The sequence below is a fragment of the Streptomyces sp. NPDC058662 genome, assembly GCF_042716255.1.
Taxonomy (GTDB): Bacteria; Actinomycetota; Actinomycetes; order Streptomycetales; family Streptomycetaceae; genus Streptomyces.
Genome location: NZ_JBHXRU010000045.1, coordinates 23,803 through 48,753, shown reverse-complemented (window position 1 = coordinate 48,753; position 24,951 = coordinate 23,803). Strand labels below are relative to the sequence as shown.

The window sequence follows — 24,951 nt, the reverse complement described above, 5'->3', positions numbered from 1 at the left end:
CCCTCGTCCTGACGGGGGCGACGGCCGCCGGCCTGGTCCTGCGGGGTTTCCACTGGCCGCTGGACGTGCTGGCCAGCGGCCTGCTGTGCGTGCCCCTGCTGCTGGGGGTGGCCTGGGTCAGCCGCCGAAGTACGCGTCGAAGTTCCGGCTGAACTCCCAGGACCCGAACCGGTCCCAGTTGATCGACCAGGTCATCAGTCCGCGCAGCGCGGGCCAGGTGCCGTGGGTCTGGTACGTGCCGCAGCCGGTCTTCTTCGTCAGGCAGTCCAGCGCCTTGTTCACCTCGGCGGGCGGGGTGTGGCCGTTGCCGGCGTTGGTCGTGGCGGGCAGTCCGATGGCGACCTGCTCGGGGCGCAGCGGGGGGAAGACGCGGGCGGTGTTGCCGGCCACCGGGAAGCCCGTGAGCAGCATGTCGGTCATGGCGATGTGGAAGTCCGCGCCGCCCATGGAGTGGTACTGGTTGTCGAGGCCCATGATCGGGCCGGAGTTGTAGTCCTGGACGTGCAGCAGGGTGAGGTCGTCGCGCAGGGCGTGGATGACGGGGAGGTAGGCGCCGGCGCGCGGGTCCTGTCCGCCCCAGGGGCCGGAGCCGTAGAACTGGTAGCCCATCTGGACGAAGAAGGTCTCCGGGGCCATGGTCAGCACGAAGTCGGGGCCGTACCGGGCCTTCAGGGTCTTCAGGGCCGCGATCAGGTTGACCACGACGGGAGTGGTGGGGGCCCGGAAGTCGGTGTCCCCGGTCGCCAGGGAGAGGGAGTGGCCCTCGAAGTCGATGTCGAGGCCGTCGAGGCCGTACTCGTCGATGATCCTGGCGACGGAGGAGACGAAGGTGTCGCGCGCGGCCGGGGTGGCCAGCTGCACCTGGCCGTTCTGCCCGCCGATGGAGATGAGCACCTTCTTGCCGGCGGCCTGCTTGGCCTTGACGGCCGCCTTGAACTCGGCCGGCGATTCGACGTTCGGGCATTCGGTGGCCGGGCAGAGCTGGAACCGGATGTCGCCGGAGGTCACCGAGGTCGGTTCGCCGAAGGCGAGGTTGACGACGTCCCAGGAGGCCGGTACGTCGGCCATCCGGACGTAGCCCGAGCCGTTGGCGAAGCTCGTGTGCAGGTATCCGACGAGCGCGTGCGCGGGCAGGCCCGGGCCCCCCGGGTCGCCGCCGCCGGCGGGGGTGGTCGCGGAGGCGGGGGCGCTCGGCGGGGACTGGCCCGCCGCGTTCGCGGCGCTGACCCGGAAGGTGTACGTCGTGGACGCGGCGAGCCCGGTGACGGTGGCCGAGGCGCCGACGACCGGGAGCGGCGCGGCGCCGTCCCGGTGGACGGTGTACGAGGTCGCTCCGGGCACGGCCGTCCAGGAGAGCGCCACGGAGGCGGCCGAGGTCGCGGTCGCCGTCAGGCCGGTGGGGGCGGCGGGGGGCTGGGGCCGGCCGGGGTCGGGGCCGACCACGGTGACGTCGTCGGTGAAGTGCGCCGGCTGCCCGTACCAGCCGTGGGTGTAGACGGTCACCGAGTTCGTGGCGGGGCCGGTGCGGAAGGTGGTCGTCAGCTGCTTCCAGGCGCCGGGGCTCTGGGTCCAGGCCGATACGTCGGTGGTGCCGGTCCCGCTCGCGCCGAGGTAGACGTACGCGCCCTGCACCCAGGCGGCGAGCGTGTAGGTGGAGTCGGGCTTCACGGTGACGGTCTGGGCGCAGCGGGCGTGGTCCTGGCCGGCCGGGGTGGCCCTGAGGGCGGAACTGCCGCCGTGCACGGGCGCGGTGACGGCGGCTCCGCTGCCCGCCGAGCAGCTCCAGCCGTCCAGTCCGGCCTCGAAGCCGCCGTTGCGTGCGAGGTCGGCGTCGGCCGCCGCGGCGGGCGGGCCGGCGCTGAGGAGGGCGGCCGCCGCGAGGGCGGCGGCCGTGAGGAATGACAGGGCTCTGCGCACAACTGCCTCCGGGGCATGGGGGGATGGAGGGGGTCAGCGGCGCCCAACATGGTCCAGACCAATGCTGTTGTCAAGGGTTGCGCCCTCCCCGCTCCGCGGCCGGCTCCGCCGCGGCCGCCCCCCTGACGGTCGCCGCGGCCTCGTGCATCGCGAGTTCCAGCACGGCCGGATCGGTCAGGGTTCCCCTGCCGTCTGGGAGCACCAGCCAGCGGACCCCGCCCGTCGCCCGGCCCGGGTACGGCACCACGATCCACGTCCCGCGCCCGGCTCCCCGCACGCCCGTGCCGAGCCAGTGCGCGGCGGTGCCCGGGGGCACGAAGAAGCCCAGCCGGGCGTCGCCGAAATCGGCGAGCACCGGGCCGGGCGTGGCCAGGATCGCGGTGAGCACGTCGAGGGTGGCCTGCCCCAGCCTCCCGGGCAGGATCAGCACGTCCCAGTGGCGGCCGGCGGGCAGGAGGGCGACCCCCAGGGGGTTGCGCTCCCATTCCCACCGGCACGCCCGCGGATCCGGCGCCGCCGCCGCCAGCCACTCCACTGCCGCCCTGGCTCCCGGGATCGTCATCGCCCGGCCTCCGTCCCTCTGGTGATGGGTTCTCACCTGGAGAGAGCGGGGCCGGGCGCGGGTATGACGCGGGTTGTGCCACTCCGTACCGGTGAATCGGCTCACAGGCGCAGCGGCGCGCCCGGGCGCGCGGGCCGCGCTCAGCTGTCGAAGCCGAGGCCCAGCCGGTCCAGGGTCCGCAGCCACAGGTTGCGGTGTCCGCCGCGCCGGTCGGCGCGGGCCAGGGACCACTTGGTGAGGGTGATGCCCGTCCAGGCGAAGGGCTCGGGCGGGAAGGGCAGCGGCTTGGACCTCACCATCGACAGCCGGGTGCGCTCGGTGGGCACCCCGTCGAGCAGGTCGAGCATCACGTCCGCGCCGAACCGGGTGGCTCCCACGCCGAGCCCGGTGTAGCCGGCCGCGTAGGCGACCCTGCCGGAGTGCGCGGTGCCGAAGAAGGCGGAGAAGCGCGAGCAGGTGTCGATGGCCCCGCCCCAGGCGTGGCTGAAGCGCACTCCCTCCAGCTGCGGGAAGGCCGTGAAGAAGTGCTCGGCGAGCTTGAGGTAGGTCTCGGGGCGGTGGTCGTACTCGGAGTCGAGCTTGCCCCGGTAGGGGTAGATCGCGTCGTAGCCGCCCCACAGGATGCGGTGGTCCTTCGTGATCCGGAAGTAGTGGAACTGGTTCGCGCTGTCGCCCAGCCCCTGCCGGTTCCTCCAGCCGATGGCGGCGAGCTGCGCCTCGTCCAGCGGCTCGGTCATCAGCGCGTAGTCGTAGACCGGCACGGTGAAGGGGCGGATGCGCCGGACGAGGGACGGGAAGATGTTGGTGCCGAGGGCCACCCGGCGCGCGAGGATCGTGCCGTACGGCGTCTCGACGGTCATCCCGGCGCCGGCCGGGGACATCTTCAGGCCGCGGGTGTTCTCGTAGATCCGCACCCCCAGCTCCAGGCAGGCGCGCTTGAGGCCCCAGGCCAGCTTCGCCGGGTTGAGCATGGCGACGCCGTCGCGGTCCCAGAGGCCCGCGAGGAAGGTCGGGGAGTCGACCTGGGCGCGCAGCGCGTCGCCCTCCAGCCACTGCGAGCCGCCGGCGAGGCCGAGGCGCAGGGCCTCCTCGTGCAGTGCGCGCAGCTCCTCCACCTGGTGGGGCTCGGTGGCGACGTCGATCTCGCCGGTGCGCTCGAAGTCGCAGTCGATGCCGTAGCGGGCGACCGCCTCCTCGATGGCGTCGAGGTTGCGGGCGCCCAGCTCCTCCAGCCGGGCGAGCTCGTCCGGCCAGCGGGCCATGCCGTTGGCGAGGCCGTGGGTGAGGGAGGCGGCGCAGAATCCTCCGTTGCGGCCCGAGGCGGCCCAGCCCGCCTCCTTGCTCTCGATCAGTACGACGTCCCGGCCGGGGTCGCGCTCCTTGGCGATGAGCGCGGTCCACAGGCCGCTGTACCCGCCGCCGACGACCAGCAGGTCGCACCGCTCGTCGGTGGTGAGCGCGGGCTCCGCGGCGGGCTTGCCGGGGTCGTCCAGCCAGTACGAGACCGGCTTCGCTCCGGAAAGGGATTTCGCGACACTGCGCATGGCGACTGGGGCCATGTCTTCCAACTCCCTACAGGGGTCTACTTCGGTTGCGCCTTCTTGCGGCGGTTGCCGACCATCTGGCCGGCCAGGACCACCAGCACCGCGATGACGAACATCGCCGTGCCGATGACGTTGATCTGTACAGGCGTACCGCGCTGCGCCGATCCCCACACGAACATGGGGAAGGTGACGGTGTTGCCCGAGTTGAAGTTGGTGATGATGAAGTCGTCGAAGGAGAGCGCGAAGGACAGCAGCGCGCCCGCCGCGATACCCGGCGCCGCGATCGGCAGGGTGACGCGTACGAAGGTCTGCACCGGGCCCGCGTAGAGGTCGCGGGCGGCCTCCTCCAGCCTCGGGTCCATGGACAGGACCCGCGCCTTGACGGCGGCGACGACGAAGCTCAGGCAGAACATGATGTGGGCGATCAGGATGGTCCAGAAGCCCAGCTCGATGCCCATGTTCAGGAAGAGGGCGAGCAGCGAGGCGGCCATGACGATCTCGGGCATGGCCATGGGCATGAAGATCAGCGAGTTGACCGCGCCGCGCGCCCGGAACCGGTAGCGGACGAGGGCGAAGGCGATCGCCGTGCCCAGGGCGGTGGCCGCGAGGGTGGACCACAGCGCGATCTGGAGCGAGAGCGAGAGCGAGCCGCACAGGTCGGCGACCCCGCAGGGGTCCTTCCACGCGTCGAGCGAGAACTCCTGCCAGGCGTAGTTGAACCGCCCGGTGGGGTTGTTGAAGGAGAAGACGGTGACGATGGCGTTCGGCAGGATCATGTAGGCGAGCGTGCCGAGGCCCGCGACGACCACGAGATTGCGCCGGAGCCAGGCGATGGGGGTGCGCATTTAGACCAGGTCCTCCGTCCCCGCTCGGCGGATGTAGATGGTGACCATCACCAGCACGATGGCCATGAGGATGAAGGACAGCGCGGCGGCCGTCGGGTAGTCGAGGATCCGCAGGTACTGCGACTGGATGACGTTGCCGATCATCCGGGTGTCCGTGGAGCCGAGGAGCTCGGCGTTCACGTAGTCGCCGCTGGCCGGGATGAAGGTGAGCAGCGTCCCGGAGACCACGCCCGGCATCGAGAGCGGGAAGGTGACCTTCCGGAAGACCGTGGCGGGGCGGGCGTACAGGTCCCCGGCCGCCTCGTGGAGGCGGGTGTCGATGCGCTCCAGCGAGGAGTACAGCGGCAGGATCATGAAGGGGAGGAAGTTGTACGTCAGGCCGCAGACCACCGCGAGCGGCGTGGCCAGCACACGGTCGCCCTGGGTCATGCCGAGCCAGCTCGTGACGTCGAGGAAGCCGACGGCGTTCAGGAAGCCGACGACGGGGCCCCCGTCCGCGAGGATGGTCTTCCAGGCCAGGGTGCGGATCAGGAAGCTGGTGAAGAAGGGGGCGATGACCAGCACCAGCAGCAGGTTGCGCCAGCGGCCGGCCTTGAAGGCGATCAGGTAGGCCAGCGGGTAGCCGAGCAGCAGGCACAGCGCGGTGGCCGTGCCGGCGTACAGCAGGGAGCGCAGGAACTGCGGGTAGTACTCGGCGAAGGCGTCCCAGTAGGTCCGGAAGTGCCAGGTGACCCGGAAGCCCTCTTCGAGGGAGCCGGTCTGCACCGAGGTGGAGGCCTGGTAGATCATCGGCAGGACGAAGAAGACCAGCAGCCACAGGATTCCGGGGAGCAGCAGCCAGTACGGGACCAGCCGCTTGCGCCGGGACGGCCTGTGCGCCGCGGGCGCGGCGGGGGCGGGCGCCTGGGGCGGCGCCGCGGTGACGCTCACGCGCCCTCCCCGGTCTCGGTGCCCGCGTCGATGTCCTGGGCGGCGTCCAGGCCGAAGGAGTGCTCCGGGTTCCAGTGCAGGACCACTTCGGCGCCGGGGACCAGGCGGGCGTCCCGCTCGATGTTCTGGGCGTAGACCTCCAGCCCGGGGCAGGCCTCGCTGTCGATCACGAACTGGGTCGAGACGCCGATGAAGGCGGAGTGGGCGATCCGGCCGGAGACCGTGTTGCGGCCGGCGGCGACGGTGTGCTCCTCGTCGGCGTGGACCAGCGATATCTTCTCCGGGCGCACCCCGACCAGCAGCTTCCCGCCCACGCGCGGGGTGGTGGCGCAGCGGGCGGCCGGCAGCCGCAGCGTGGTGCCGCAGGCGGAGACGGCGACCTCGGAGCCGGCCGATTCCACGAAGGCCTCGATGAGGTTCGAGGTGCCGAGGAAGTTCGCCACGAAGGTGGTGCCCGGGTTCTCGTACAGCTCGGCGGGGGCGCCCAGCTGCTCGACCCGGCCGCCGTTCATCACGGCGACCGTGTCGGCCATCGTCATGGCCTCCTCCTGGTCGTGCGTGACGTGCACGAAGGTGATGCCGACCTCGGTCTGGATCCGCTTGAGCTCAAGCTGCATCTGGCGGCGCAGCTTGAGGTCGAGGGCGCCCAGCGGTTCGTCGAGCAGGAGCACCTGGGGGTGGTTGATCAGGGCGCGGGCGACGGCGACGCGCTGCTGCTGGCCGCCGGAGAGCTGGTGCGGCTTGCGCCGGGCGAACTGGCCGAGCTGGACCAGCTCCAGCATGTCGTCGACCTGCTTCTTGACCGACTTGACGCCGCGGCGGCGCAGTCCGAAGGCGACGTTCTCGTAGATGTCCAGGTGCGGGAACAGGGCGTAGCTCTGGAAGACCGTGTTGACGGGGCGTTTGTACGGCGGCAGGTGGGTGACCTCGCGGTCGCCGAGGTGGACCGTGCCGGTGGAGGGCTCCTCCAGCCCGGCGATCATGCGCAGGGTGGTGGTCTTCCCGCAGCCCGAGGCGCCGAGCAGGGCGAAGAAGGAGCCCTGGGGGATGGTGAGATCCAGCGGGTGCACGGCGGTGAAGGTGCCGTAGTGCTTGCTGATCCCGGCGAGTCGGACGTCGCCGCCCGCGGTCGTGTCAGTCATGGATGGGTCCCGGGGTTGGGTGGGGAAGGTGGCTGGGGAGGTCGGCGGGCCCGGAGCGGGGCCGGGTGCGGTGCCGGGCGCCGCGACCCGGTGAACCTTTCCGGCCACGGCACTAGGCGCCGATGAGCTTGGCGAACTTCTCCTCGTACGCCGTCTCTTCCTCGGCGGTGAGGGAGCGGAAGGCGCGGGACTTGGCCGTCATCTCCCGGTCCGGGACGATCAGGGTGTTGTCGGCGAGCTCCGGGTCGATCTTCGCCAGTTCGTCCTTGACGCCTTCGACCGGGCAGACGTAGCTGATGAACGCGGCCAGCTGGGCGGCGACGGGAAGCTCGTAGTAGTAGTCGATGAGCCGTTCCGCGTTGGCCTTGTGCCGGGCCTTCACGGGGACCAGCAGGTTGTCGCTGGAGGTGATGTAGCCGGCGGCCGGGATCGCGTACTTGATGTCCGGGTTGCCGGCCTGGAGCTGGATGACGTCGCCCGCCCAGGCGAGGCAGGCGGCGAGGTCGCCCTTGTCGAGGTCCGCCGTGTAGTCGTTGCCCGTGAAGCGGCGGATCTGGTTCTTGTCCACGCCCTTCTGGAGCCGGCCGATCGCCTCGTCGTAGTCCGCCGTGGTGAAGTTCGCCGGGTCCTTGCCCTGGTCGAGCAGGGTCATGCCGACGCTGTCGCGCATCTCGGTGAGGAAGCCGACCCGCCCCTTCAGCGTCGGGTCGTCGAGCATCTGCGTCACGGAGTCGACCTTGCGCCCGTCGGTGGCCTTGGAGTTGTAGGCGATGACGGTGGATATGCCGGTCCAGGGGTAGCTGTACGCGCGGCCGGGATCCCAGTCGGGGCTGCGGAACTGCGGGGACAGGTTCGCGAAGGCGTGCGGGAGGTGGGCGGGGTCCAGCTTCTGCGCCCAGCCGAGGCGGATGATGCGGGCGGCGAGCCAGTCGGTGACGACGAGGAGGTCGCGGCCGGTGTCCTGGCCCGCCGCGAGCTGCGGCCGGATCTTGCCGAAGAACTCGACGTTGTCGTTGATGTCCTCGGTGTACTTGACCTCGATCCCGGTCCTCTTGGTGAACTCCTCCAGCGTGGGACGGGACTTCTCGTCCTCGCCGACGTCCATGTACTCGGTCCAGTTGGAGAAGTTGATCTCCTTCTCGGCGGCCGAGTGGTCGTCGGAGGCCACCGCGGGGCCACTCGTGCCCCGGGCGGGCGGGATACCGCACCCGGCGAGGGCGGACATGCCCCCGAGGGTGAGCGCTCCGACTCCGGAGGCACGCATCAGCGAGCGGCGGGTCAGGGACCCGCGTCCGCTGGTGAGGCTGCGCCGCATCGCGGCGAGTTGCGCCGCCGAGAGGCGGTCGGGCTCGAACTGCTCCATGCGCGTTGCCCTTTCGGGATGGTACGTCCGCCGGTCAGGCGGATACGTGGTTATCGGTCCCCGAAGACGGTGCGGTGCCAGTCCTTCGCGGCGACCGCCGTGTTGTCGTACATCACGTGCTTGACCTGCGTGTACTCCTCGAAGGAGTACGAGCTCATGTCCTTCCCGTAGCCGCTCGCCTTGGAGCCGCCGTGCGGCATCTCGCTGATGATCGGGATGTGGTCGTTGACCCAGACGCAGCCCGCCTTGATCTCGCGGGTGGCGCGGTTCGCCCGGTAGAGGTCGCGGCTCCAGGCGGAGGCGGCGAGCCCGTACGGGGTGTCGTTGGCCAGTGCGATGCCCTCGTCGTCGGTGTCGAAGGGCAGCACGACGAGGACCGGGCCGAAGATCTCGGACTGGACGACCTCGCTGTCCTGGGAGGCGCCGGAGATGAGGGTGGGCCGGTAGTACGCGCCGGCGGCCAGCCCGCCCCCGGGGATCTCGCCGCCGGTGACGACGGTGGCGTAGGCGCGGGCGCGCTCGACGAAGCCGGCGACCCGGTCGCGGTGGGCGTGGGAGACCAGCGGGCCGAGGTCGGTGCCGGCCGCGAAGGGGTCGCCCAGGCGCACCGTCTCCATCAGCTCCGCGACACGGGCGACGAACGCGTCGTGCAGGGGGCGCTGGACGTACGCGCGGGTGGCGGCGGTGCAGTCCTGGCCGGTGTTGATGAGGGAGGCGGCGACGGCGCCGTGCGCGGCGGCCTCCAGGTCGGCGTCGTCGAAGACCAGGAAGGGGGCCTTGCCGCCGAGTTCCAGGTGGAGGCGCTTGACGGTGGCGGTGGCGATCTCGGCGACGCGCTTGCCGACGGCGGTGGAGCCGGTGAAGGAGGTCATGACGACGTCCGGGTGGCCGACCAGGTGCTCCCCCGCCTCGCGGCCGGCGCCGGTGACGATGTTGATGACGCCGTCCGGCAGGCCCGCCCGCCGCGCGGCCTGGGCGAACATCAGGGAGGTCAGCGGGGTGAGCTCGGCGGGCTTGAGCACGATCGTGTTGCCCGCCGCGACCGCCGGGAGGATCTTCCAGGCGGCCATCTGGAGCGGGTAGTTCCACGGCGCGATGGAGCCGACGACCCCGATGGCCTCGCGGCGTACGAAGGAGGTGTGGTCGCCGGAGTACTCGGCGGCCGCCTGCCCCTGGAGGTGCCGGGCGGCCCCCGCGAAGAAGGCGGTGTTGTCGATGGTCCCGGGTACGTCGAACTCCGTGGACAGCTTGAGCGGTTTGCCGCACTGGAGGGACTCGGCGTACGCGAAGTCCTCCGCCTCCTCGGCGAGTACGGCGGCCAGCCGGTGCAGGGCGTCCGAGCGCTCCCCCGGGGTGGCGCCGGACCAGGCCGGGAAGGCCCTCTTGGCGGCGGCGACGGCCGCGTCGACATCGGCGGTGCCGGCCAGTTCGTAGGTGAGGACCTCGTCACCGGTGGCCGGGTCGACCACGGTGTGTGACTGTCCGGAGGTGCCGTGCCTCAGTCGGCCGTCGATGTACTGCGCGCCCTCTGCGAAGCGGTCCCTGACCTGGAAGCGGTTGCCCATCACGCTCTCACGCTCTCCGTAGCTACAGTTCGGACTACAGCCCGAATTGAGTGCCGATCCTGACAGAGGGGATGCCCTCGGCCAAGTGATTCCGTTGTTGCCTTTTGATTACGCGACGGAATCGGTCGACCATGTGTCGAGGCACACCGGAAAACCCGTACGAAGTGTCAGTGGCGACTGCCACACTCGCGTGCATGGAGATGATCGACGACCTGATCAAGCAGGTCAGCCGTGGTGAACGGGTGAAGTTCCTGCCGTTCTGGGGGCACCGTCCGCGGGCGGACGGCTCGCTCGGCCCGAGCTGCCTGAGCCAGTGGTGGCCGTCCGAATTCACTGTGGGTGACGTCCGCTACGCGACCGCGGAGCACTGGATGATGGCCGGCAAGGCCCGGCTGTTCGCGGACCCGGAGGCGGAGCGCGCCGCCCTGGAGGCGCGGAGTCCGGCGGAGGCGAAGAAGGCCGGCCGGGCGGTACGCGGCTTCGACGGCGCGGTCTGGGAGCGGGAGCGGTTCGCCCTGGTGGTGGAGGGCAGCGTGCACAAGTTCGCCTCGGACCCCTCGCTGCGCTCGTACCTGCTGTCCACGGGGAGCCGCGTCCTGGTGGAGGCGAGCCCGATGGACCGCATCTGGGGCATCGGGCTGGCGGCGGACGACGAGCGCGCGCTGGACCCGGCCCGGTGGCGCGGGCTGAACCTGCTGGGCTTCGCCCTCATGGAGGCGCGCGAGCGGCTACGGGCCGCCGCGGTGTGACGGTGCGCCGGATGCGGGCCGTCAGATCTTCTCGCTGACGGGCAGGTCGGAGTACGGGCTCTCGTAGTCGGGGTCCGACCGGGGTCCGTCGAAGGCGAAGCCGGCGAGCAGGACGACCGTGAACAGGGCGCCCAGCGCGAGGCCCACGCCCCCCATGACGATGCCGGTCAGGGCCATGGCCCCGTTGTCCGCCTCGCCGCGGGCCGCACGGCCCCGGCCGAGCACGCCGAAGACGATCGCGGCGATGCCGAGCGGCACCGCGAGGATGCCCGTGACGCATCCCATCACGGCCACGAGGGCGCTGATGCCGAGGGCGAGGGCGGCGTTGCCGAGGCCGTTCCGGCGCGGCACGCCGTAGGGCGGGAAGCCGGTGTGGCCGGGGAGGTACGGGTACGGGTAGGCGGGCGCGCCGGGGTATTCGGGACGGCCCGGGCCCACGTACCCCGCGTCGCCGGGGAATCCCGTGTCGCCGGCGTGGCCCGGGTACGCCGTGTCGCCCGGGTACGCCGTGTCGCCCGGGTATCCGTGGGCCGGCTGGGCGGAGGGCGGGCCGGGGTAGCCGTAACCGCCGGGGCTGTGCGGGGCCGGGTACCCGTACACCGGCGGGTGGGCCCCCGGTGCCGGAGCGTGGGGCGGCTCCGGTACGGGCGCAGGCGCGCTCGGCGGTGTCCCGCCGCCCGGTATCCCCGCGGGCGCCGGCCGGTCGTACCCGGGCGGGGGGCCCGGCGCCCCCGCCGGCGGCCGCTGCTCGCGCGGGTCCGCCGGGGGCCGCGACGGCAGCGCCCAGGGGTCGTGCGGCTCGGAGCTCTTCTCGGTCATACGGCGCCCCCCTCTCGTACAGCCATGCTATGCGCTGCCACTGACAGTCACCGCGCTGCCTACGATGAAGCCGGACCACCCGCACCCGCGTCCTCCCGGAGGCACCCTCATGACCGACCTGCACCCCTTCATCGCGGGCCTGCCCAAGGCCGAACTGCACGTCCACCACGTCGGATCGGCGTCCCCGCGCATCGTGGCCGAGCTCGCCTCCCGGCACCCCGACTCGAAAGTCCCCACCGACCCCGAGGCGCTCGCCGACTACTTCACCTTCACCGACTTCGCGCACTTCATCGAGGTCTACCTGTCGGTCGTCGACCTGGTCCGCACCCCGGACGACGTCCGCGACCTCACCTACGACATCGCCCGCGACATGGCCCGGCAGAACATCCGCTACGCCGAGCTGACCATCACCCCGTACTCCTCCACCCGCCGCGGCATCGACGAGAAGGCCTTCATGGAGGCCATCGAGGACGCCCGCGGAGCGGCCGAGCGGGAGCTCGGGGTCGTCCTGCGCTGGTGCTTCGACATCCCCGGCGAGGCCGGCCACGAGGCGGCGGCCGAGACCGCCCGCCTCGCCGTCGACCTGCGCCCCGAGGGCCTGGTCTCCTTCGGTCTCGGCGGTCCCGAGATCGGCGTGCCGCGACCGCAGTTCAAGCCCTACTTCGACCGGGCCCGGGCCGCGGGCCTGCACAGCGTGCCGCACGCGGGCGAGACCACCGGCCCGGAGACGATCTGGGACGCCATCCGCGAACTGGGCGCCGAGCGCATCGGCCACGGCACCAGCGCCACGCGGGACCCGGAACTGCTCGCGTACCTCGCCGAGCACCGCATCGCGCTGGAGGTCTGCCCGACCTCGAACATCGCCACCCGCGCGGTGACCGATCTCGACCTCCACCCGGTCAAGGAGATGGTCGCGGCCGGTGTGCTCGTCACCATCAACAGCGACGACCCGCCGATGTTCGGCTCCGACCTCAACAACGAGTACGCGGTGGCCGCCCGCCTCCTGGACCTCGACGAGCGCGGACTCGCCCAGCTCGCCAAGAACGCCGTGGAGGCCTCCTTCCTCGACGCGGCCGGCAAGGCGCGCCTCACCGAGGAGATCGACGCGTACACCGGGGCGTGGCTCGCGCGCTGACACACCCTCGACCGCGCCGACCGCGAGAATGGGCCCATGCGCACTCTGACTGCCGTCGGCCACCGCGGCGATCCCTACCGTGTCCGTGAGAACACCCTGGCCTCGATCCGCTCCGCGTTCGCCCGCGGGGCGGACGCGGTCGAGATCGACGTACGGCTGACCCGTGACGGGGTGCCGGTCCTGCTCCACGACGAGACGCTCCAGCGGCTGTGGGGGCACGACGTGCGGCTCGACGCCGTCACGGCAGCGCAGCTCAAGGAGCTGACGCAGGGCGGGGTCCCGACCCTGCGCGAGGCGCTGATGGCGGCCGGGGCGGGCCGGGTGATGCTCGACCTGCCCGGCGCCACCGCCGAGTCGGTACGGACGGTGGTGGGCCAGGTCCGCGAGTGCGGGGCGCGCGACCGTACGTACTACTGCGCCGGCCCGAACGGCATGCTGGCGGTCCGCGCCGCCGATCCGGGGGCGGAGATCGCGCTGACCTGGACCACGCTGTCGCCGCCGCGCCGGGTGCTCATCGATGCCGTGGGGCCGCGCTGGCTCAACTACCGCTTCGGGCTGGTCGGCCCGGAGCTGGTGGCGGCGCTGCACCGGGACGGACTGCTGGTCTCGGCCTGGACCGCGGACACCAGGCGGACGATGCGCGCGCTCGTCGAGGCCGGGGTCGACTCCGTCACGACGAACCGGGTGGAGGTGCTGGACGCCGTCCGCTCCCGCTGCGGCGTCCCGGCCGCGTCGCGGTAACGCGCGCGCTCACGCGGGCCCGCCCGCCGTGGCCCGCGGACCGGGGGCGCGGTCAGAGGCCGACGATCGGTTGAGCGCAGAGCCCCGGCGACGGCGAAGGGGGCGGACAGCAGACATGCTGTCCGCCCCTGGAGCGCGGTGCTCCGGCCTGTGTGCGACCGGCCGGCGGATCGAGGGATCAGCCGTCGAGCGAGGTCATGACGTGCTTGATGCGCGTGTAGTCCTCGAAGCCGTACGCCGAGAGGTCCTTGCCGTAGCCGGACTTCTTGAATCCGCCGTGCGGCATCTCGGCGACGAGCGGGATGTGGGTGTTGATCCACACGCAGCCGAAGTCGAGGTTCTTGGACATCCGCATGGCGCGGCCGTGGTCCTTGGTCCACACGGAGGAGGCGAGGGCGAACTCGACGCCGTTCGCGTACTCCAGGGCCTGGGCCTCGTCGGCGAAGGACTGCACGGTGATGACGGGGCCGAAGACCTCGTTCTGGATGATCTCGTCGTCCTGCTTGAGCCCGGAGACCACGGTCGGGGCGTAGAAGAAGCCCTTCTCGCCGACCCGGTGGCCGCCCGCCTCGACCTTGGCGTGGGCGGGGAGGCGCTCGATGAAGCCCGCGACCTGCTGGAGCTGGTTCGGGTTGTTCAGCGGGCCGAACAGCACGTCCTCGTCGTCGGGGAGGCCGGTCTTGGTGTCGGCGGCGGCCTTGGCGAGGGCGGTCACGAACTCGTCGTGGATCGACTCGTGCACGATGACGCGGGTGGCGGCCGTGCAGTCCTGGCCGGCGTTGAAGTAGCCGGCGACGGCGATGTCCTCGACCGCCTTGGCGATGTCGGCGTCCTCGAAGACCACGACCGGGGCCTTGCCGCCGAGCTCCAGGTGGACGCGCTTGACGTCCTTCGAGGCGCTCTCGGCGACCTGCATGCCGGCGCGTACCGAGCCGGTGATGGAGGCCATCGCCGGGGTGGAGTGCTCGACCATGGCCTTGCCGGTCTCGCGGTCGCCGCAGATGACGTTGAAGACGCCCTTGGGCAGGACCGAGTCGATGATCTCCGCCATCAGGACGGTGGAGGCCGGGGTGGTGTCCGAGGGCTTGAGCACGACGGTGTTGCCCGCGGCGATGGCCGGGGCGAACTTCCAGACGGCCATCATCATCGGGTAGTTCCACGGCGCGACCTGGGCGCAGACGCCGACCGGCTCACGGCGGATGATCGAGGTCATCCCTTCCATGTACTCGCCGGCCGAGCGGCCCTCCAGCAGCCGGGCGGCACCCGCGAAGAAGCGGATCTGGTCCACCATCGGCGGGAGCTCCTCGCTGGCGGTGAGGCCCAGCGGCTTGCCCGTGTTCTCGGACTCGGCGGCGACGAGCTCGTCGGCGCGCGCCTCGAAGGCGTCCGCGATCTTCAGGAGCGCCTTCTGGCGCTCCGACGGGGTGGTGTCGCGCCAGCCCGGGAACGCCGCGGCGGCGGCGGCCATCGCGGCGTCGACATCGGCCTGGCCCGAGAGCGGCGCGGTCGCGTAGGCCTCGCCGGTGGCCGGGTTGACCACCTCGGTGGTCCGCCCGTCGGCGGCGTCCTTGAACTCCCCGCCGATGTAGTTGCGCAGACGACGCAGTTCGGTGGTCACTACAGCCACACTCCTGATCACATGTCCAACGATTGAGACGATTCCCCCAGCCTAGCTCCTCGGCGGAGGCTTTCGACAGACCCAGACATCACCACCTACGAAATCAGTGAGATCCGGAGCGCCAAACAACGGATTTCATCGATTCCGTCTTGCGGAACAGACGACTCCTCGTGCACAGTGAGGTCGTGGTCAGTCGAAGCGCAGATTCCAGGAACAGACAACCGTCCCCTTCGGTCGATGCTGTGTCCCTGGCGATCATCGAGCAACTGCAGGAGGACGGCCGCCGTCCCTACGCGTCCATCGGCAAGGCCGTGGGCCTGTCGGAGGCGGCCGTCCGCCAGCGCGTACAGAAGCTGCTCGACCAGGGCGTCATGCAGATCGTCGCCGTCACCGACCCGCTCACCGTGGGCCTGCGGCGCCAGGCCATGGTCGGCATCAACGTCGAGGGGGACCTCGACCCGGTGGCCGACGCCCTGACCGCCATGGCGGAGTGCGAGTACGTGGTGATGACCGCGGGCTCGTTCGACCTGATGGTGGAGATCGTCTGCGAGGACGACGACCACCTGCTCGAAACGATCAACAAGAAGATCCGCACGCTCCCCGGCGTGCGATCAACCGAAAGCTTCGTTTACTTGAAGCTGAAGAAGCAGACCTACATGTGGGGAACCCGATAACCGTGAGCCAGGACCTCTCCAAGACCGCGTACGACCACCTGTGGATGCACTTCACCCGCATGTCGTCCTACGAGAACTCCCCCGTCCCCACCATCGTCCGGGGCGAGGGCACCTACATCTGGGACGACAAGGGCAAGCGCTACCTCGACGGTCTTGCCGGACTCTTCGTGGTCAACGCCGGTCACGGCCGCAAGGAACTGGCCGAGGTCGCGTACAAGCAGGCCCAGGAACTCGCGTTCTTCCCCATCTGGTCGTACGCGCACCCCAAGGCCGTCGAGCTCGCCGAGCGCCTCGCGCACTACGCCCCGGGCGACCTGAACAAGGTCTTCTTCACCACCGGTGGCGGCGAGGCCGTCGAAACCGCCTGGAAGCTCGCCAAGCAGTACTTCAAGCTCCAGGGCAAGTACACCAAGTACAAGGTCATCTCGCGTGCGGTCGCCTACCACGGCACCCCGCAGGGCGCCCTGTCCATTACCGGCCTGCCGGCCCTGAAGGCCCCCTTCGAGCCGCTGGTCCCCGGCGCGCACAAGGTGCCGAACACCAACATCTACCGGGCCCCGATCTTCGGCGACGACCCCGAGGCCTACGGCCGCTGGTGCGCCGACCAGATCGAGCAGGAGATCCTCTTCGAGGGCGCCGACACCGTCGCCGCCGTCTTCCTGGAGCCGGTGCAGAACGCCGGCGGCTGCTTCCCGCCGCCGCCCGGGTACTTCCAGCGGGTCCGCGAGATCTGCGACGAGTACGACGTCCTGCTGGTCTCCGACGAGACGATCTGCGCGTTCGGCCGGCTGGGCACGATGTTCGCCTGCGACAAGTTCGACTACGTGCCGGACATGATCACCTGCGCCAAGGGCATGACCTCGGGCTACTCCCCGATCGGCGCCTGCATCATCTCCGACCGCCTCGCGGAGCCCTTCTACAAGGGCGACAACACCTTCCTGCACGGCTACACCTTCGGCGGCCACCCGGTCTCCTCGGCGGTCGCGCTGGCCAACCTCGACATCTTCGACAAGGAGGGCCTCAACCAGCACGTGCTGGACAACGAGGACGCCTTCTTCTCGACGCTGAAGAAGCTGCACGACCTGCCGATCGTCGGCGACGTCCGCGGCAACGGCTACTTCTACGGCATCGAGCTCGTCAAGGACAAGAGCACCAAGGAGTCCTTCACGGACGAGGAGACGGAGCGCGTGCTCTACGGCTTCCTCTCCAAGGCGCTCTTCGAGAACGGCCTGTACTGCCGGGCCGACGACCGCGGCGACCCGGTCATCCAGCTCGCGCCTCCGCTGATCGCGGACCAGGGCACCTTCGACGAGATCGAGGGAATCCTGCGCTCCGTGCTCACCGAGGCGTGGACCAAGCTGTAACCGAGGCGCGGTCCTGCCCGCGGGCGGGGCCCGCAGCGTCCGTGCACCGGCCCGGATCCTCCGTTCGAGTGAGAACGCGGGGGTCCGGGCCGTGTGCTGTCGGCAGACAAGACGTTCATCTCTTTACATCTCTTTACGACGCCAGTGACCGATCGGCCTCCGCCTTCGTTCCCCCGGACGGGGGAGCAGGGCTGGTCCAGCCCCGATCCGCAGTCGAACCGAAGAGGTGTACGCCATGGTGTCCCCACCGGACAACGATGTGCTCTGGGCACGCTCCCTGCACTACTCCCACAGCGGCTCGCCCGGCCTCATCGGCGTGTCCGTCGGGGTCCGCCAGGGCGAGATCCTGGCCCTGACCGGCCCGCGCGGGAGCGGGAAGACCACCCTGCTGCGCTGCCTGTCCGGGCAGCTTCCGCCCGAGCAGGGCGAGGTCTGGTTCAACAGCGTTCCCGTGCACACCATGGGCGAAATGGCCCGCGAACGCCTGCGGCGCGACCGGTTCGGCTGGATCGGCCCCGAGCCGCAGCTGCTCCCCGAGCTCAAGGTCTGGGAGAACGCCGCACTGCCGCTGCTGATCGCCGGCGCCTCGCACCGCCGCGCCCGGAGCGCCGCCTGCGCCTGGCTCGACCGCCTCGACATCGGCGCCTTCGCCCGCAAGCGCCCCCAGGCCCTGACCCGGGCCGAGTGCCAGCGCGTCGCCCTGGCCCGGGCCCTGGTCAACGAGCCCGCCGTGCTCTTCGCGGACGAGCCCACGGCCCCGCTGCACCGGGCGGAGCGCACGCTGCTGCTCCGCACGCTGACCAGCGCGGCCCGCTCGCACGAGATCACCGTCCTCCTGGCCACCCACGACGAGGAGACCGCGGCCGTCGCCGACCGCCGGATCGCCCTGCTGGACGGCCGGCCGGCGGGCACCGCCGCGGTGGCCGCCGCCGTCTCCCCCGGCCCCGAGACGCAGGAGGGCCAGGCCGCGTGCTCGCTCTCCGCCTAGCCCGGGGCTCCCGGCCGCTGGTCCAGCTGCGCCGGATGCTCGTGGCCGCCGCCTCGGCCGGCACCGGCTTCCTGCTGCTGTACGTGCTCGTCGGGGCCGTGGACCGGCCCGCCGGATCGTTCCCGCGGCTGCTGTGGGCCCTGGTCCCGCTCGCCGCCACCGTCCAGTTCGCCGTCGCCGTGGCCCGTACCGACCCCGCCACCCGGCCGAGGGAGGGGCTGGACGCCGCGGGGCTCGGCCCCTTCCGGCTGCTCCTCATCGCGGCGATCTCCACCGCCGTGGCCTGCACCCTCGGCAGCGCCCTGGCCCTGGCCGCCTTCCTCCACCTGCGGGGCGACCTGTCCGGTCTGCCGTTCGACGGGGCCGGGGCCCGGCTGCTCCACGCCGAGCAGCCGCTGCCGGTCGCGGCCGCCCTGACCCTGCTCGCCCTGGTCCCGCTCGCCGCCTCGGCGGGCACCGCCCTCGGCCTGCGCCCCCGTGTCCGCCCCGCACCGCAGACCGTACTGCCCTGGGGGATCACGCTCACCGCCTGCGGGATCGCCGTCGAGGCGTACACCGGGCCGAGCGGGGCCGGCGTGCTCGCCGGCTGGACGCTCACCGCGCTCGGCCTCGCCCTCGCCGGGCCGGGCCTGGCCCACGCCTGCGGCACCCTGCTCCTCGCCGTCCGCCCGGGCGCGCTCCGCCTGCTCGCCGGGCGGGTCCTGCAGGAGGAGGCGCCCCGGCTCGGACCGCCCCTGGGCGTGCTGTGCGCGGTCGGAGCGGGCGCCCTCACCGCGCTGGCGCTGAGCGACCGGGGCGCCGCGCTGGTCCCGCTCGGTCCGCTGACCGGGCCCGCCGCCGCGCTGGTGGCCCTCTGCGCGGCCGCGACCCTTCTCACATCCGCCGTCGAGACCCGGCAGAACCGGGCCGCCGGACGGGAGGCCCTGAGCGACCTGGGCGCACCGGCAAAGGTCCTGCGTACGGCGGCGAGCGTGCGGGCCACCGCGCTGGCCGCGGTGTGCCTCCCACTGAGCTGGGGTGTGGCGCAGCTGACGTCGCTGGCGTTGACCCGCTGACTCGGGCAGCCCTTAGGGTGGGCCGAATGGTCAACGCAGACATCGAGATCGAGACGCTCGCCGAATTCGACCAGGTCGCGGCCCGCGGATCGCTCAGCGGCTACCGCATCCAGTCGGTCAACCTCCTGGAGCGGACCTTCGCACTGCTGTCCGCGGACACCTCGGCCGCCGTCTTCCTGGGCTGCGCGATGGAGCCCGACGCCTCCGTGAAGGTCCGCGCGGACGGCGCGCTGGTCTTCCCGCCCGTCCCCGACCTGCCCTTCAACCCGTACCGGGGCCTGCTGTACACGCCCGAGGAGCTCTTCGTCGGCCTGCCCTCGGGCTACGAGGCCACTCCCGACGCCCAGGCGTACGCCTGGTTCCAGGAGACGCGGGCCGACGGCGACGTCTTCTCCTCGATGCTCCGCTCCGTCCACGACGACGCCGTCTCCGACGCCCTGGACGAGCACCTCGCCGGGGCCCGCGTGGTCGGTGTCATGGGCGGCCACGCCATGTCCCGGGGCGGTACGGACTACCGGGGCGCGGCGGAGCTCGGGCGGTCGCTGGCCCGGTCCGGCCTGACGATCGCCACCGGCGGCGGCCCGGGCGCCATGGAGGCGGCCAACCTCGGCGCCTACCTGGCCCCCGCCCCGGACGAGGCCCTGGCGGAGGCGCTGGAGATGCTGGCCAAGGCCCCCTCGTTCGCCCCGTCCGTCTCCGACTGGGCGCGGGCGGCCTTCGCCGTCCGCGAGCGCTGGCCGGCGGGCGGCGACTCGGTGGGCATCCCCACCTGGTTCTACGGGCACGAGCCGCCGAACGCCTTCGCCGGCCACATCGCGAAGTACTTCGCGAACGCCACCCGCGAGGACGGGCTGCTCGCCCGGTCGACGGCGGGCGTGGTCTTCCTGCCGGGCGCGGCGGGCACCGTGCAGGAGATCTTCGACAGCGCGACCCCGAACTACTACGAGTCCCGGGGCGAGCCCGCGCCCATGGTGCTGGTCGGGTACACCCACTGGACCGAGTACCTGCCCGCGTGGCCGCTGCTGCGGGCGCTGGCCCGCGGCCGGTCGATGGAGTCCCGGATCGCGCTCGTGGACTCCGTGGACGAGGTCCCCGCGGTACTCGCCGCGATGGCTTGATCTCCGAGGCAACTTTCCGGGCCGTTCTCACGTCTGGAAGAGGTACCGCAAAACCTGCCAGACGTGAACGGAGCCCTTGGTGCTCATAGGCCTGCTGACCGCTGTCGCGGCGTCCATCTGCTACGGCACGGGATCCGTGCTCCAGGCCGTGGGATCGCGCCGCGCCGCCCGGATGTCCCCGCCCGCCGCCGGGGTGACGGCCCACGGCGGACCCAATCTGTCGTCCACCGCGAAAGCGGCGATGACCTGGGAGTTCATCGTCGGCACGATCCTGGACTTCGTGGGGTTCGGGCTGGGCGCCCTGGCCGCGCGGATGCTGCCGCTGTTCCTCTCCCAGACCGTGATCAGCGCCAACCTGGTGATCACGGCCGTGCTGAGCGTGCGGATGCTGGGCATCCGGCTCTCCCGCAAGGAGTGGACCTCGATCGGGGTCGTCTGCACGGCGCTGGTGCTGCTGGCGACCGCCGCTGGCCACGAGGGCGGACACCACGCGCCGATGGCCACCCACTGGTGGCTGCTGGGCATCACCACGGCGCTGATGGTGGGCGGCACGGTGGTGGTGCGCCTGCTCGGCGGCAGCGCCGCGATCCTGGCTGGCCTGCTGTCGGGCCTCGGCTTCGGCGCGCTGGGCGTCGGGGTGCGGATCCTGAACGGCGTCGAGCCGTTCGACCTGGGCGCGCTGCTCACGGACCCGGCCCTCTACGCCGTCCTGGTCGCGGGCATCGGCGGCATGTACCTGCACACGGTGGCGCTCCAGATCGGCTCGGTCAACGGCGCCACGGCCGCGCTGGTCGTGGGCGAGACGGTCCTGCCCGGAGCCATCGGTGTCCTGTGGCTCGGCGACGCCTCCCGGCCCGGCCTGGCCTGGCTGGCCGTCCTCGGCTTCGTCCTGGCCGTCGCCGGCGCGGTGGCCGTCGCCTGGTACGGCAAGCACGAGGCCGCGGCCCCGGAGCCCGCCGCCCCGCAACCGGCGCCCGTCGGGTAGCCGGGCCGCGCGGCGGGGCCGTACGGGGTCACCCGCACGGCCCCGCCCCGGTGGTGGCGGGCGGGCCGCGGCCGCTTTCTGGACCGGGGGAGAAAGCGAGGGCCGATGGAGCCCACGACGGAACGCCTGCGCACCCCCCGGGCCGCCGGAACGGCCGGGATCGCCTTCGCGGTGCTGCTCGCGGCGGCGATCGTCCTCATGCGGATCGCCGTCCCCACCGGGAGTGCCGCGAACGCCGCCATCGCCGCGAGCGACCGCTGGGCGGTCCGGCTCGCGCTGGAGATCGTGCCCTTCGCCGGCATCGCCTTCCTGTGGTTCATGGGCGCCCTGCGCGCGCACGCCGGGCAGGCCGAGGACCAGTTCGTCGCCACCGTCTTCCTCGGCAGCGGCTTCGTCTTCGTCGCCGCCCTCTTCGTGGCGGCCGGATCGGCGGGCACCGTGCTCCAGGACAGCGCCGACGCGGTCTTCGGCCGCCACTACGCGTACACCCTGCTGACGACCTACGCGATGCGCATGGCCGCCGTGTTCGTCTTCGCGACCTCCACCATCGGCCACCGTCTCGGGGTCTTCCCCCGGCCCCTCACCCTCGTCGGGTACGCGGCCGGGCTGGTCCTGATCGTCATCGGCTCCGGCGTGCCCTGGTCCGAGCTGGTGTTCCCGGCCTGGGCGCTGCTCGTCAGCGTGCACCTCGTACGGGCGCGGCGCCTCGGCTCCCCCGCGGGCCGGTCCCCCCTCGCCTGACCCCGTCCCCCCTGGGCCGGACCGGGGTCCCGCCGCCCAGCGGGCGCTCCCCGGGCCCCGCGTGCATCCTGAGGAGAGGGGAGGGACGGGGGCTCGGGGCGACGGGAATGACCAGGTGCGCGAAAGGCGGATCCGCCATGAGGCTTGTCGTCGACCTCAACCGCTGCCAGGGATACGCGCAATGCGCCTTCCTCGCTCCCGATGTGTTCGCCATGCACGGGGACGAGTCGCTGCTGTACAACCCGGAGGCGGCCGCCGAGCAGCGGGAGAACGTCGCCCGCGCCGTGGCCGCCTGCCCGGTCGGCGCCATCCTGGTGGAGCTCACGGACGAGGACCTGGCGGCTGTGACCGCCGCCGGGGCCCCTGCCGGAGGCGTGCGGTGACGGGTGCGGGAGCGTACGACGGGCCCCTGGAGCGGCTCAAGCGCGAGGGCCGCATCGTCGTCGTCGGCGCTTCACTGGCCGGACTGCGGGCCGCCGAGACCATGCGCGAGAAGGGCTTCGCCGGCTCGCTCACGATGATCGGCGACGAACCGTACGAACCGTACGACCGTCCCCCGCTGTCCAAGCAGGTCCTGCTGGGCCACGCGGTCGCCGACCGCACCGCGCTCCCCCGCCGCCGGGCCGTCGACGCCGACTGGCGCCTGGGGGTGCCCGCCACCGGCCTGGACATGGCCGCCCGCCGGGTCCGGTTGGGCAACGGGGACGAGGTCGCGTACGACCGGCTGCTGATCGCGACCGGCGTACGGGCCCGGCCGTGGCCCGACGAGGCCGAGGGCGCCCTCGACGGGGTCTTCGTCCTGCGCACCCGGGACGACGCCGAGGGTCTGCAACGGGCGCTGGCCGCCGGACCGCGCCGGGTGCTCGTCATCGGAGCCGGGTTCACCGGGTCCGAGATCGCCTCGGCCTGCCGGGAGCGCGGCCTGGACGTGACGGTCGCCGAGCGCGGCGCCGCGCCGCTGGTCGGAGCGCTCGGCGGGGTCGTCGGCGAGGTCGCGGCCGAGATGCACCGCGAGCACGGGGTCGACCTGCGCACGGGGGTCATGGTGACCGGCCTGGAGGGCGACCCCTCGGGGCGGGTCCGCGCCGCCCACCTGTCCGACGGTGCCACCGTCGAGGCCGACGTGGTGGTCGTCTCGCTCGGCGCGCAACGCAACACCGAGTGGCTCGCCGGCTCGGGACTGGGGGCCGGGCCCCGGGGCATCGCCTGCGACGCGGGCTGCCGGGCGTTCGACATCCGGGGGATCGTCACCGACGACATCTACGTGGCGGGCGACGTGGCCCGCTCCCCGCACGCCCTGTTCGGCTACCAGTTCCTGTCCCTGGAGCACTGGGGCAACGCCGTCGCGCAGGCCGACACTGCGGCGCACAACATGCTCAGCGAGAGCGCCGACCGCCGGCCCCACCTGTGGGTCCCGGCGTTCTGGTCCTCCCAGTTCGGGGTGAACATCAAGTCGGTCGGGGTGCCGCCCATGGGGACGGAGATCCTCATCACGCAGGGCTCCCGCGCCGAGCGCCGCTTCGCGGCCGTGTACGGCTACCAGGGGCGCGTGATCGCCGCCGTCACCTTCGACCAGTGCCGGTGGCTCCCCTTCTACGAGCAGCAGATCGAGACGACCGCCCCGTTCCCGCCGCCCTTCGCGACCGTGGACCGCAGGCCGGAGGGGAGCAAGCCGCTCCCGGCGGACTTCCCCGACCCCTCGGTGCCGACCCACGGGCCGACGATCACCCTCAGCGGCTACTCCCCGGCCGACCGGAAGATGACCTTCACCCCCGCGCGTCACTGACCGCGGCGCGCACCCGACGCGACCGCACCGCGCCCTCCCCGAGGATCACGAGGACCCGTCATGACACAAGCCCTCCTGCGGGAGATCATCGACTACGCGAACCGCGCCGACCCGTACCCGCTGTACGAGGAGCTCCGCAAGACGCCGGTCTCCCACGACGGGGACGGCCCGTACGTCGTCAGCACGTACTACGAGATCCGCGCCCTCCTCCACGACCCCCGGATCAGTTCCGACGCGCGGAACCTGAGGACGGGCGCGGACGATCCGCTGGGCCAGTCCGGGGAGGAGGGGGCGACCCTGCCGCCGTCCTTCCTCAAGCTCGACCCGCCCGACCACGACCGCCTGCGGCGGATGACGAACCGGCCGTTCGGGCCGCCGCACGCCCCCCACCGGGTGCACGACATGCGGGGCGAGCTCGGCGGCCTGGTCACGGCCCTCGTCGACGGCATCGTGGAGACCGGGAACCTGGACCGCATCGACCTGGTGGACCAGTTCGCCTACCCCTTCCCGGTCTCGGTGATCTGCCGGCTGCTCGGTGTGCCGCCGCAGGACGAGCCGCGCTTCCACGTGTGGGCGGAGACCCTCGCCGCCAGCCTGGACCCCGACCCGGACGCGGACCCCGCGCACCACGGCAAGGGCGCGCAGGACGCCCGGATGGAGCTGGGCATGTACCTGGCCGGGCTGATCGAGGAGCGCCGCAAGAGCCCCGGCGAGGACATGCTGTCCCAACTGGCCACGGCCGACGGCCCGGACGGGGCGATGACCACCATGGAGGTGCTCAGCACCTCCGCGCTGCTGCTGATCGCGGGCCACGAGACCACGGTCAACCTGATCACCAACGGCATGCTGACCCTGCTGCGCCACCCCGACGTGCTCAAGCGGCTGCGCGGTGAGCCGGAGCTGGCCGTACCCGTCGTGGAGGAACTGCTGCGGTACGAGCCGCCCGTGCAACTGCTGCCCCAGCGCAGCACCCTCTGCGACATCGAGGTCGCCGGCGTCACCATCCCCGAGGGCGCGTCCCTGTGGCTGATCCTCGCCTCGGGGAACAGGGACCCGCGCCGCTTCGAGCACCCCGACCGCTTCGACCCGGACCGCAAGGACATCCAGCACCTCGGCCTCGGCAGCGGGATCCACAGCTGCTTCGGCGCTCCGCTGGCCCGCCAGGAGGCCCAGTTGGCGCTGAGCGAGCTGGCCCGCAGGCTGGAGAACCCGCAGTTGCTGGAGGACCCGCCGCCCTACCGCCAGAACGCGGTCCTGCGCGGCCCCCGGCACCTGCCGATCTCCTGCGACGGGATCCGCGCCTGAACCGT

At 72.1% G+C, this 24,951-nt stretch carries 23 protein-coding genes; 13 read left to right on the top strand and 10 right to left on the bottom strand.

What is annotated here, in order from left to right:
• Positions 1-117: 117 nt before the first annotated feature.
• From ACFWUQ_RS17880 to ACFWUQ_RS17845, 8 genes are all read right to left on the bottom strand, one after another.
• Positions 118-1,917, bottom strand: coding sequence for a chitinase (locus tag ACFWUQ_RS17880; protein ID WP_384538784.1), 1,800 nt, complete (start codon positions 1,915-1,917; stop codon positions 118-120).
• Between the two features lie 70 nt (positions 1,918-1,987).
• Positions 1,988-2,479 (bottom strand): hypothetical protein, encoded by a 492-nt coding sequence (locus ACFWUQ_RS17875; protein ID WP_384538783.1) that lies wholly within the window; start codon positions 2,477-2,479, stop codon positions 1,988-1,990.
• Between the two features lie 140 nt (positions 2,480-2,619).
• Positions 2,620-4,038, bottom strand: coding sequence for an NAD(P)/FAD-dependent oxidoreductase (locus tag ACFWUQ_RS17870; protein ID WP_384538782.1), 1,419 nt, complete (start codon positions 4,036-4,038; stop codon positions 2,620-2,622).
• 23 nt (positions 4,039-4,061) lie between these two features.
• The gene (locus ACFWUQ_RS17865) at positions 4,062-4,868 is read right to left on the bottom strand and encodes an ABC transporter permease (protein ID WP_384538780.1); all 807 of its coding nucleotides are present in this window, start codon (positions 4,866-4,868) and stop codon (positions 4,062-4,064) included.
• Positions 4,869-5,798 (bottom strand): ABC transporter permease, encoded by a 930-nt coding sequence (locus ACFWUQ_RS17860; RefSeq protein WP_384538779.1) that lies wholly within the window; start codon positions 5,796-5,798, stop codon positions 4,869-4,871.
• Entirely contained in the window at positions 5,795-6,940 is a 1,146-nt protein-coding gene (locus tag ACFWUQ_RS17855; protein WP_384538777.1) for an ABC transporter ATP-binding protein, read from the bottom strand. The genes ACFWUQ_RS17860 and ACFWUQ_RS17855 overlap by 4 nt, the downstream gene beginning before the upstream one ends.
• Positions 6,941-7,052: 112 nt before the next feature.
• A complete protein-coding gene (locus ACFWUQ_RS17850) occupies positions 7,053-8,303 on the bottom strand; it encodes a spermidine/putrescine ABC transporter substrate-binding protein (RefSeq protein WP_384538775.1) in 1,251 nt (416 codons plus the stop codon).
• Between the two features lie 50 nt (positions 8,304-8,353).
• Positions 8,354-9,868, bottom strand: a complete 1,515-nt coding sequence (locus tag ACFWUQ_RS17845; protein WP_384538790.1) for a gamma-aminobutyraldehyde dehydrogenase — start codon at positions 9,866-9,868, stop codon at positions 8,354-8,356.
• Between the two features lie 194 nt (positions 9,869-10,062).
• Between ACFWUQ_RS17845 and ACFWUQ_RS17840 the strand changes: the two genes are divergently transcribed.
• Positions 10,063-10,617: an NADAR family protein gene (locus ACFWUQ_RS17840; RefSeq protein WP_384538774.1), complete on the top strand. Its 555-nt coding sequence runs from the start codon at positions 10,063-10,065 to the stop codon at positions 10,615-10,617.
• 21 nt (positions 10,618-10,638) lie between these two features.
• On the opposite strand, the gene ACFWUQ_RS17835 is transcribed toward ACFWUQ_RS17840, so the two are convergent.
• The gene (locus ACFWUQ_RS17835) at positions 10,639-11,436 is read right to left on the bottom strand and encodes a hypothetical protein (protein ID WP_384538772.1); all 798 of its coding nucleotides are present in this window, start codon (positions 11,434-11,436) and stop codon (positions 10,639-10,641) included.
• Positions 11,437-11,545: 109 nt separating this feature from the next.
• Between ACFWUQ_RS17835 and ACFWUQ_RS17830 the strand changes: the two genes are divergently transcribed.
• A complete protein-coding gene (locus ACFWUQ_RS17830) occupies positions 11,546-12,571 on the top strand; it encodes an adenosine deaminase (RefSeq protein WP_384538770.1) in 1,026 nt (341 codons plus the stop codon).
• A gap of 36 nt (positions 12,572-12,607) precedes the next feature.
• On the top strand, positions 12,608-13,312 hold the full coding sequence (locus tag ACFWUQ_RS17825) for a glycerophosphodiester phosphodiesterase (protein WP_384538768.1): 705 nt from the start codon (positions 12,608-12,610) through the stop codon (positions 13,310-13,312).
• Between the two features lie 178 nt (positions 13,313-13,490).
• Here the strand turns inward: ACFWUQ_RS17825 and ACFWUQ_RS17820 are convergent, their stop codons facing one another.
• A complete protein-coding gene (locus ACFWUQ_RS17820; protein ID WP_384538767.1) occupies positions 13,491-14,930 on the bottom strand; it encodes a gamma-aminobutyraldehyde dehydrogenase in 1,440 nt (479 codons plus the stop codon).
• Between the two features lie 170 nt (positions 14,931-15,100).
• Here ACFWUQ_RS17820 and ACFWUQ_RS17815 point away from each other — a divergent pair, with 170 nt between their 5' ends.
• From ACFWUQ_RS17815 to ACFWUQ_RS17770, 10 genes are all read left to right on the top strand, one after another.
• Positions 15,101-15,604 carry an Lrp/AsnC family transcriptional regulator gene (locus tag ACFWUQ_RS17815; protein WP_007266859.1) on the top strand — a complete coding sequence of 168 codons (504 nt, stop codon included), beginning with the start codon at positions 15,101-15,103 and terminating at the stop codon, positions 15,602-15,604.
• A complete protein-coding gene (locus ACFWUQ_RS17810) occupies positions 15,589-16,968 on the top strand; it encodes an aspartate aminotransferase family protein (RefSeq protein ID WP_384538765.1) in 1,380 nt (459 codons plus the stop codon). The genes ACFWUQ_RS17815 and ACFWUQ_RS17810 overlap by 16 nt, the downstream gene beginning before the upstream one ends.
• A 226-nt stretch (positions 16,969-17,194) precedes the next feature.
• A complete protein-coding gene (locus tag ACFWUQ_RS17805; RefSeq protein WP_384538764.1) occupies positions 17,195-17,956 on the top strand; it encodes an ABC transporter ATP-binding protein in 762 nt (253 codons plus the stop codon).
• Positions 17,938-19,011, top strand: coding sequence for a hypothetical protein (locus ACFWUQ_RS17800; RefSeq protein ID WP_384538763.1), 1,074 nt, complete (start codon positions 17,938-17,940; stop codon positions 19,009-19,011). Before ACFWUQ_RS17805 ends, ACFWUQ_RS17800 begins: the two co-directional genes overlap by 19 nt.
• Positions 19,012-19,037: 26 nt before the next feature.
• Positions 19,038-20,129 (top strand): LOG family protein, encoded by a 1,092-nt coding sequence (locus tag ACFWUQ_RS17795; protein ID WP_384538761.1) that lies wholly within the window; start codon positions 19,038-19,040, stop codon positions 20,127-20,129.
• Positions 20,130-20,208: 79 nt separating this feature from the next.
• Positions 20,209-21,114 (top strand): hypothetical protein, encoded by a 906-nt coding sequence (locus tag ACFWUQ_RS17790; protein WP_384538759.1) that lies wholly within the window; start codon positions 20,209-20,211, stop codon positions 21,112-21,114.
• A 105-nt stretch (positions 21,115-21,219) separates the two neighbouring features.
• Positions 21,220-21,855: a hypothetical protein gene (locus tag ACFWUQ_RS17785; protein ID WP_384538758.1), complete on the top strand. Its 636-nt coding sequence runs from the start codon at positions 21,220-21,222 to the stop codon at positions 21,853-21,855.
• Positions 21,856-21,992: 137 nt separating this feature from the next.
• Positions 21,993-22,238 (top strand): ferredoxin, encoded by a 246-nt coding sequence (locus tag ACFWUQ_RS17780; RefSeq protein WP_384538756.1) that lies wholly within the window; start codon positions 21,993-21,995, stop codon positions 22,236-22,238.
• A complete protein-coding gene (locus ACFWUQ_RS17775; protein WP_384538755.1) occupies positions 22,235-23,641 on the top strand; it encodes an NAD(P)/FAD-dependent oxidoreductase in 1,407 nt (468 codons plus the stop codon). Before ACFWUQ_RS17780 ends, ACFWUQ_RS17775 begins: the two co-directional genes overlap by 4 nt.
• A gap of 60 nt (positions 23,642-23,701) precedes the next feature.
• Positions 23,702-24,946 (top strand): cytochrome P450, encoded by a 1,245-nt coding sequence (locus ACFWUQ_RS17770; RefSeq protein WP_384538754.1) that lies wholly within the window; start codon positions 23,702-23,704, stop codon positions 24,944-24,946.
• The last annotated feature ends 5 nt before the right edge of the window (positions 24,947-24,951 follow it).

Excerpts from the sequence above, each read along its gene's own strand:
- ACFWUQ_RS17875 (WP_384538783.1), bottom strand. The coding sequence starts at position 2,479 with ATGACGATCCCGGGAGCCAGGGCGGCAGTGGAGTGGCTGGCGGCGGCG.
- ACFWUQ_RS17870 (WP_384538782.1), bottom strand. The coding sequence starts at position 4,038 with ATGGCCCCAGTCGCCATGCGCAGTGTCGCGAAATCCCTTTCCGGAGCG.
- ACFWUQ_RS17865 (WP_384538780.1), bottom strand. The coding sequence starts at position 4,868 with ATGCGCACCCCCATCGCCTGGCTCCGGCGCAATCTCGTGGTCGTCGCG.
- ACFWUQ_RS17855 (WP_384538777.1), bottom strand. The coding sequence starts at position 6,940 with ATGACTGACACGACCGCGGGCGGCGACGTCCGACTCGCCGGGATCAGC.
- ACFWUQ_RS17850 (WP_384538775.1), bottom strand. The coding sequence starts at position 8,303 with ATGGAGCAGTTCGAGCCCGACCGCCTCTCGGCGGCGCAACTCGCCGCG.
- ACFWUQ_RS17845 (WP_384538790.1), bottom strand. The coding sequence starts at position 9,868 with ATGGGCAACCGCTTCCAGGTCAGGGACCGCTTCGCAGAGGGCGCGCAG.
- ACFWUQ_RS17840 (WP_384538774.1), top strand. The coding sequence starts at position 10,063 with ATGGAGATGATCGACGACCTGATCAAGCAGGTCAGCCGTGGTGAACGG.
- ACFWUQ_RS17835 (WP_384538772.1), bottom strand. The coding sequence starts at position 11,436 with ATGACCGAGAAGAGCTCCGAGCCGCACGACCCCTGGGCGCTGCCGTCG.
- ACFWUQ_RS17830 (WP_384538770.1), top strand. The coding sequence starts at position 11,546 with ATGACCGACCTGCACCCCTTCATCGCGGGCCTGCCCAAGGCCGAACTG.
- ACFWUQ_RS17825 (WP_384538768.1), top strand. The coding sequence starts at position 12,608 with ATGCGCACTCTGACTGCCGTCGGCCACCGCGGCGATCCCTACCGTGTC.
- ACFWUQ_RS17795 (WP_384538761.1), top strand. The coding sequence starts at position 19,038 with ATGGTCAACGCAGACATCGAGATCGAGACGCTCGCCGAATTCGACCAG.
- ACFWUQ_RS17785 (WP_384538758.1), top strand. The coding sequence starts at position 21,220 with ATGGAGCCCACGACGGAACGCCTGCGCACCCCCCGGGCCGCCGGAACG.
- ACFWUQ_RS17780 (WP_384538756.1), top strand. The coding sequence starts at position 21,993 with ATGAGGCTTGTCGTCGACCTCAACCGCTGCCAGGGATACGCGCAATGC.
- ACFWUQ_RS17770 (WP_384538754.1), top strand. The coding sequence starts at position 23,702 with ATGACACAAGCCCTCCTGCGGGAGATCATCGACTACGCGAACCGCGCC.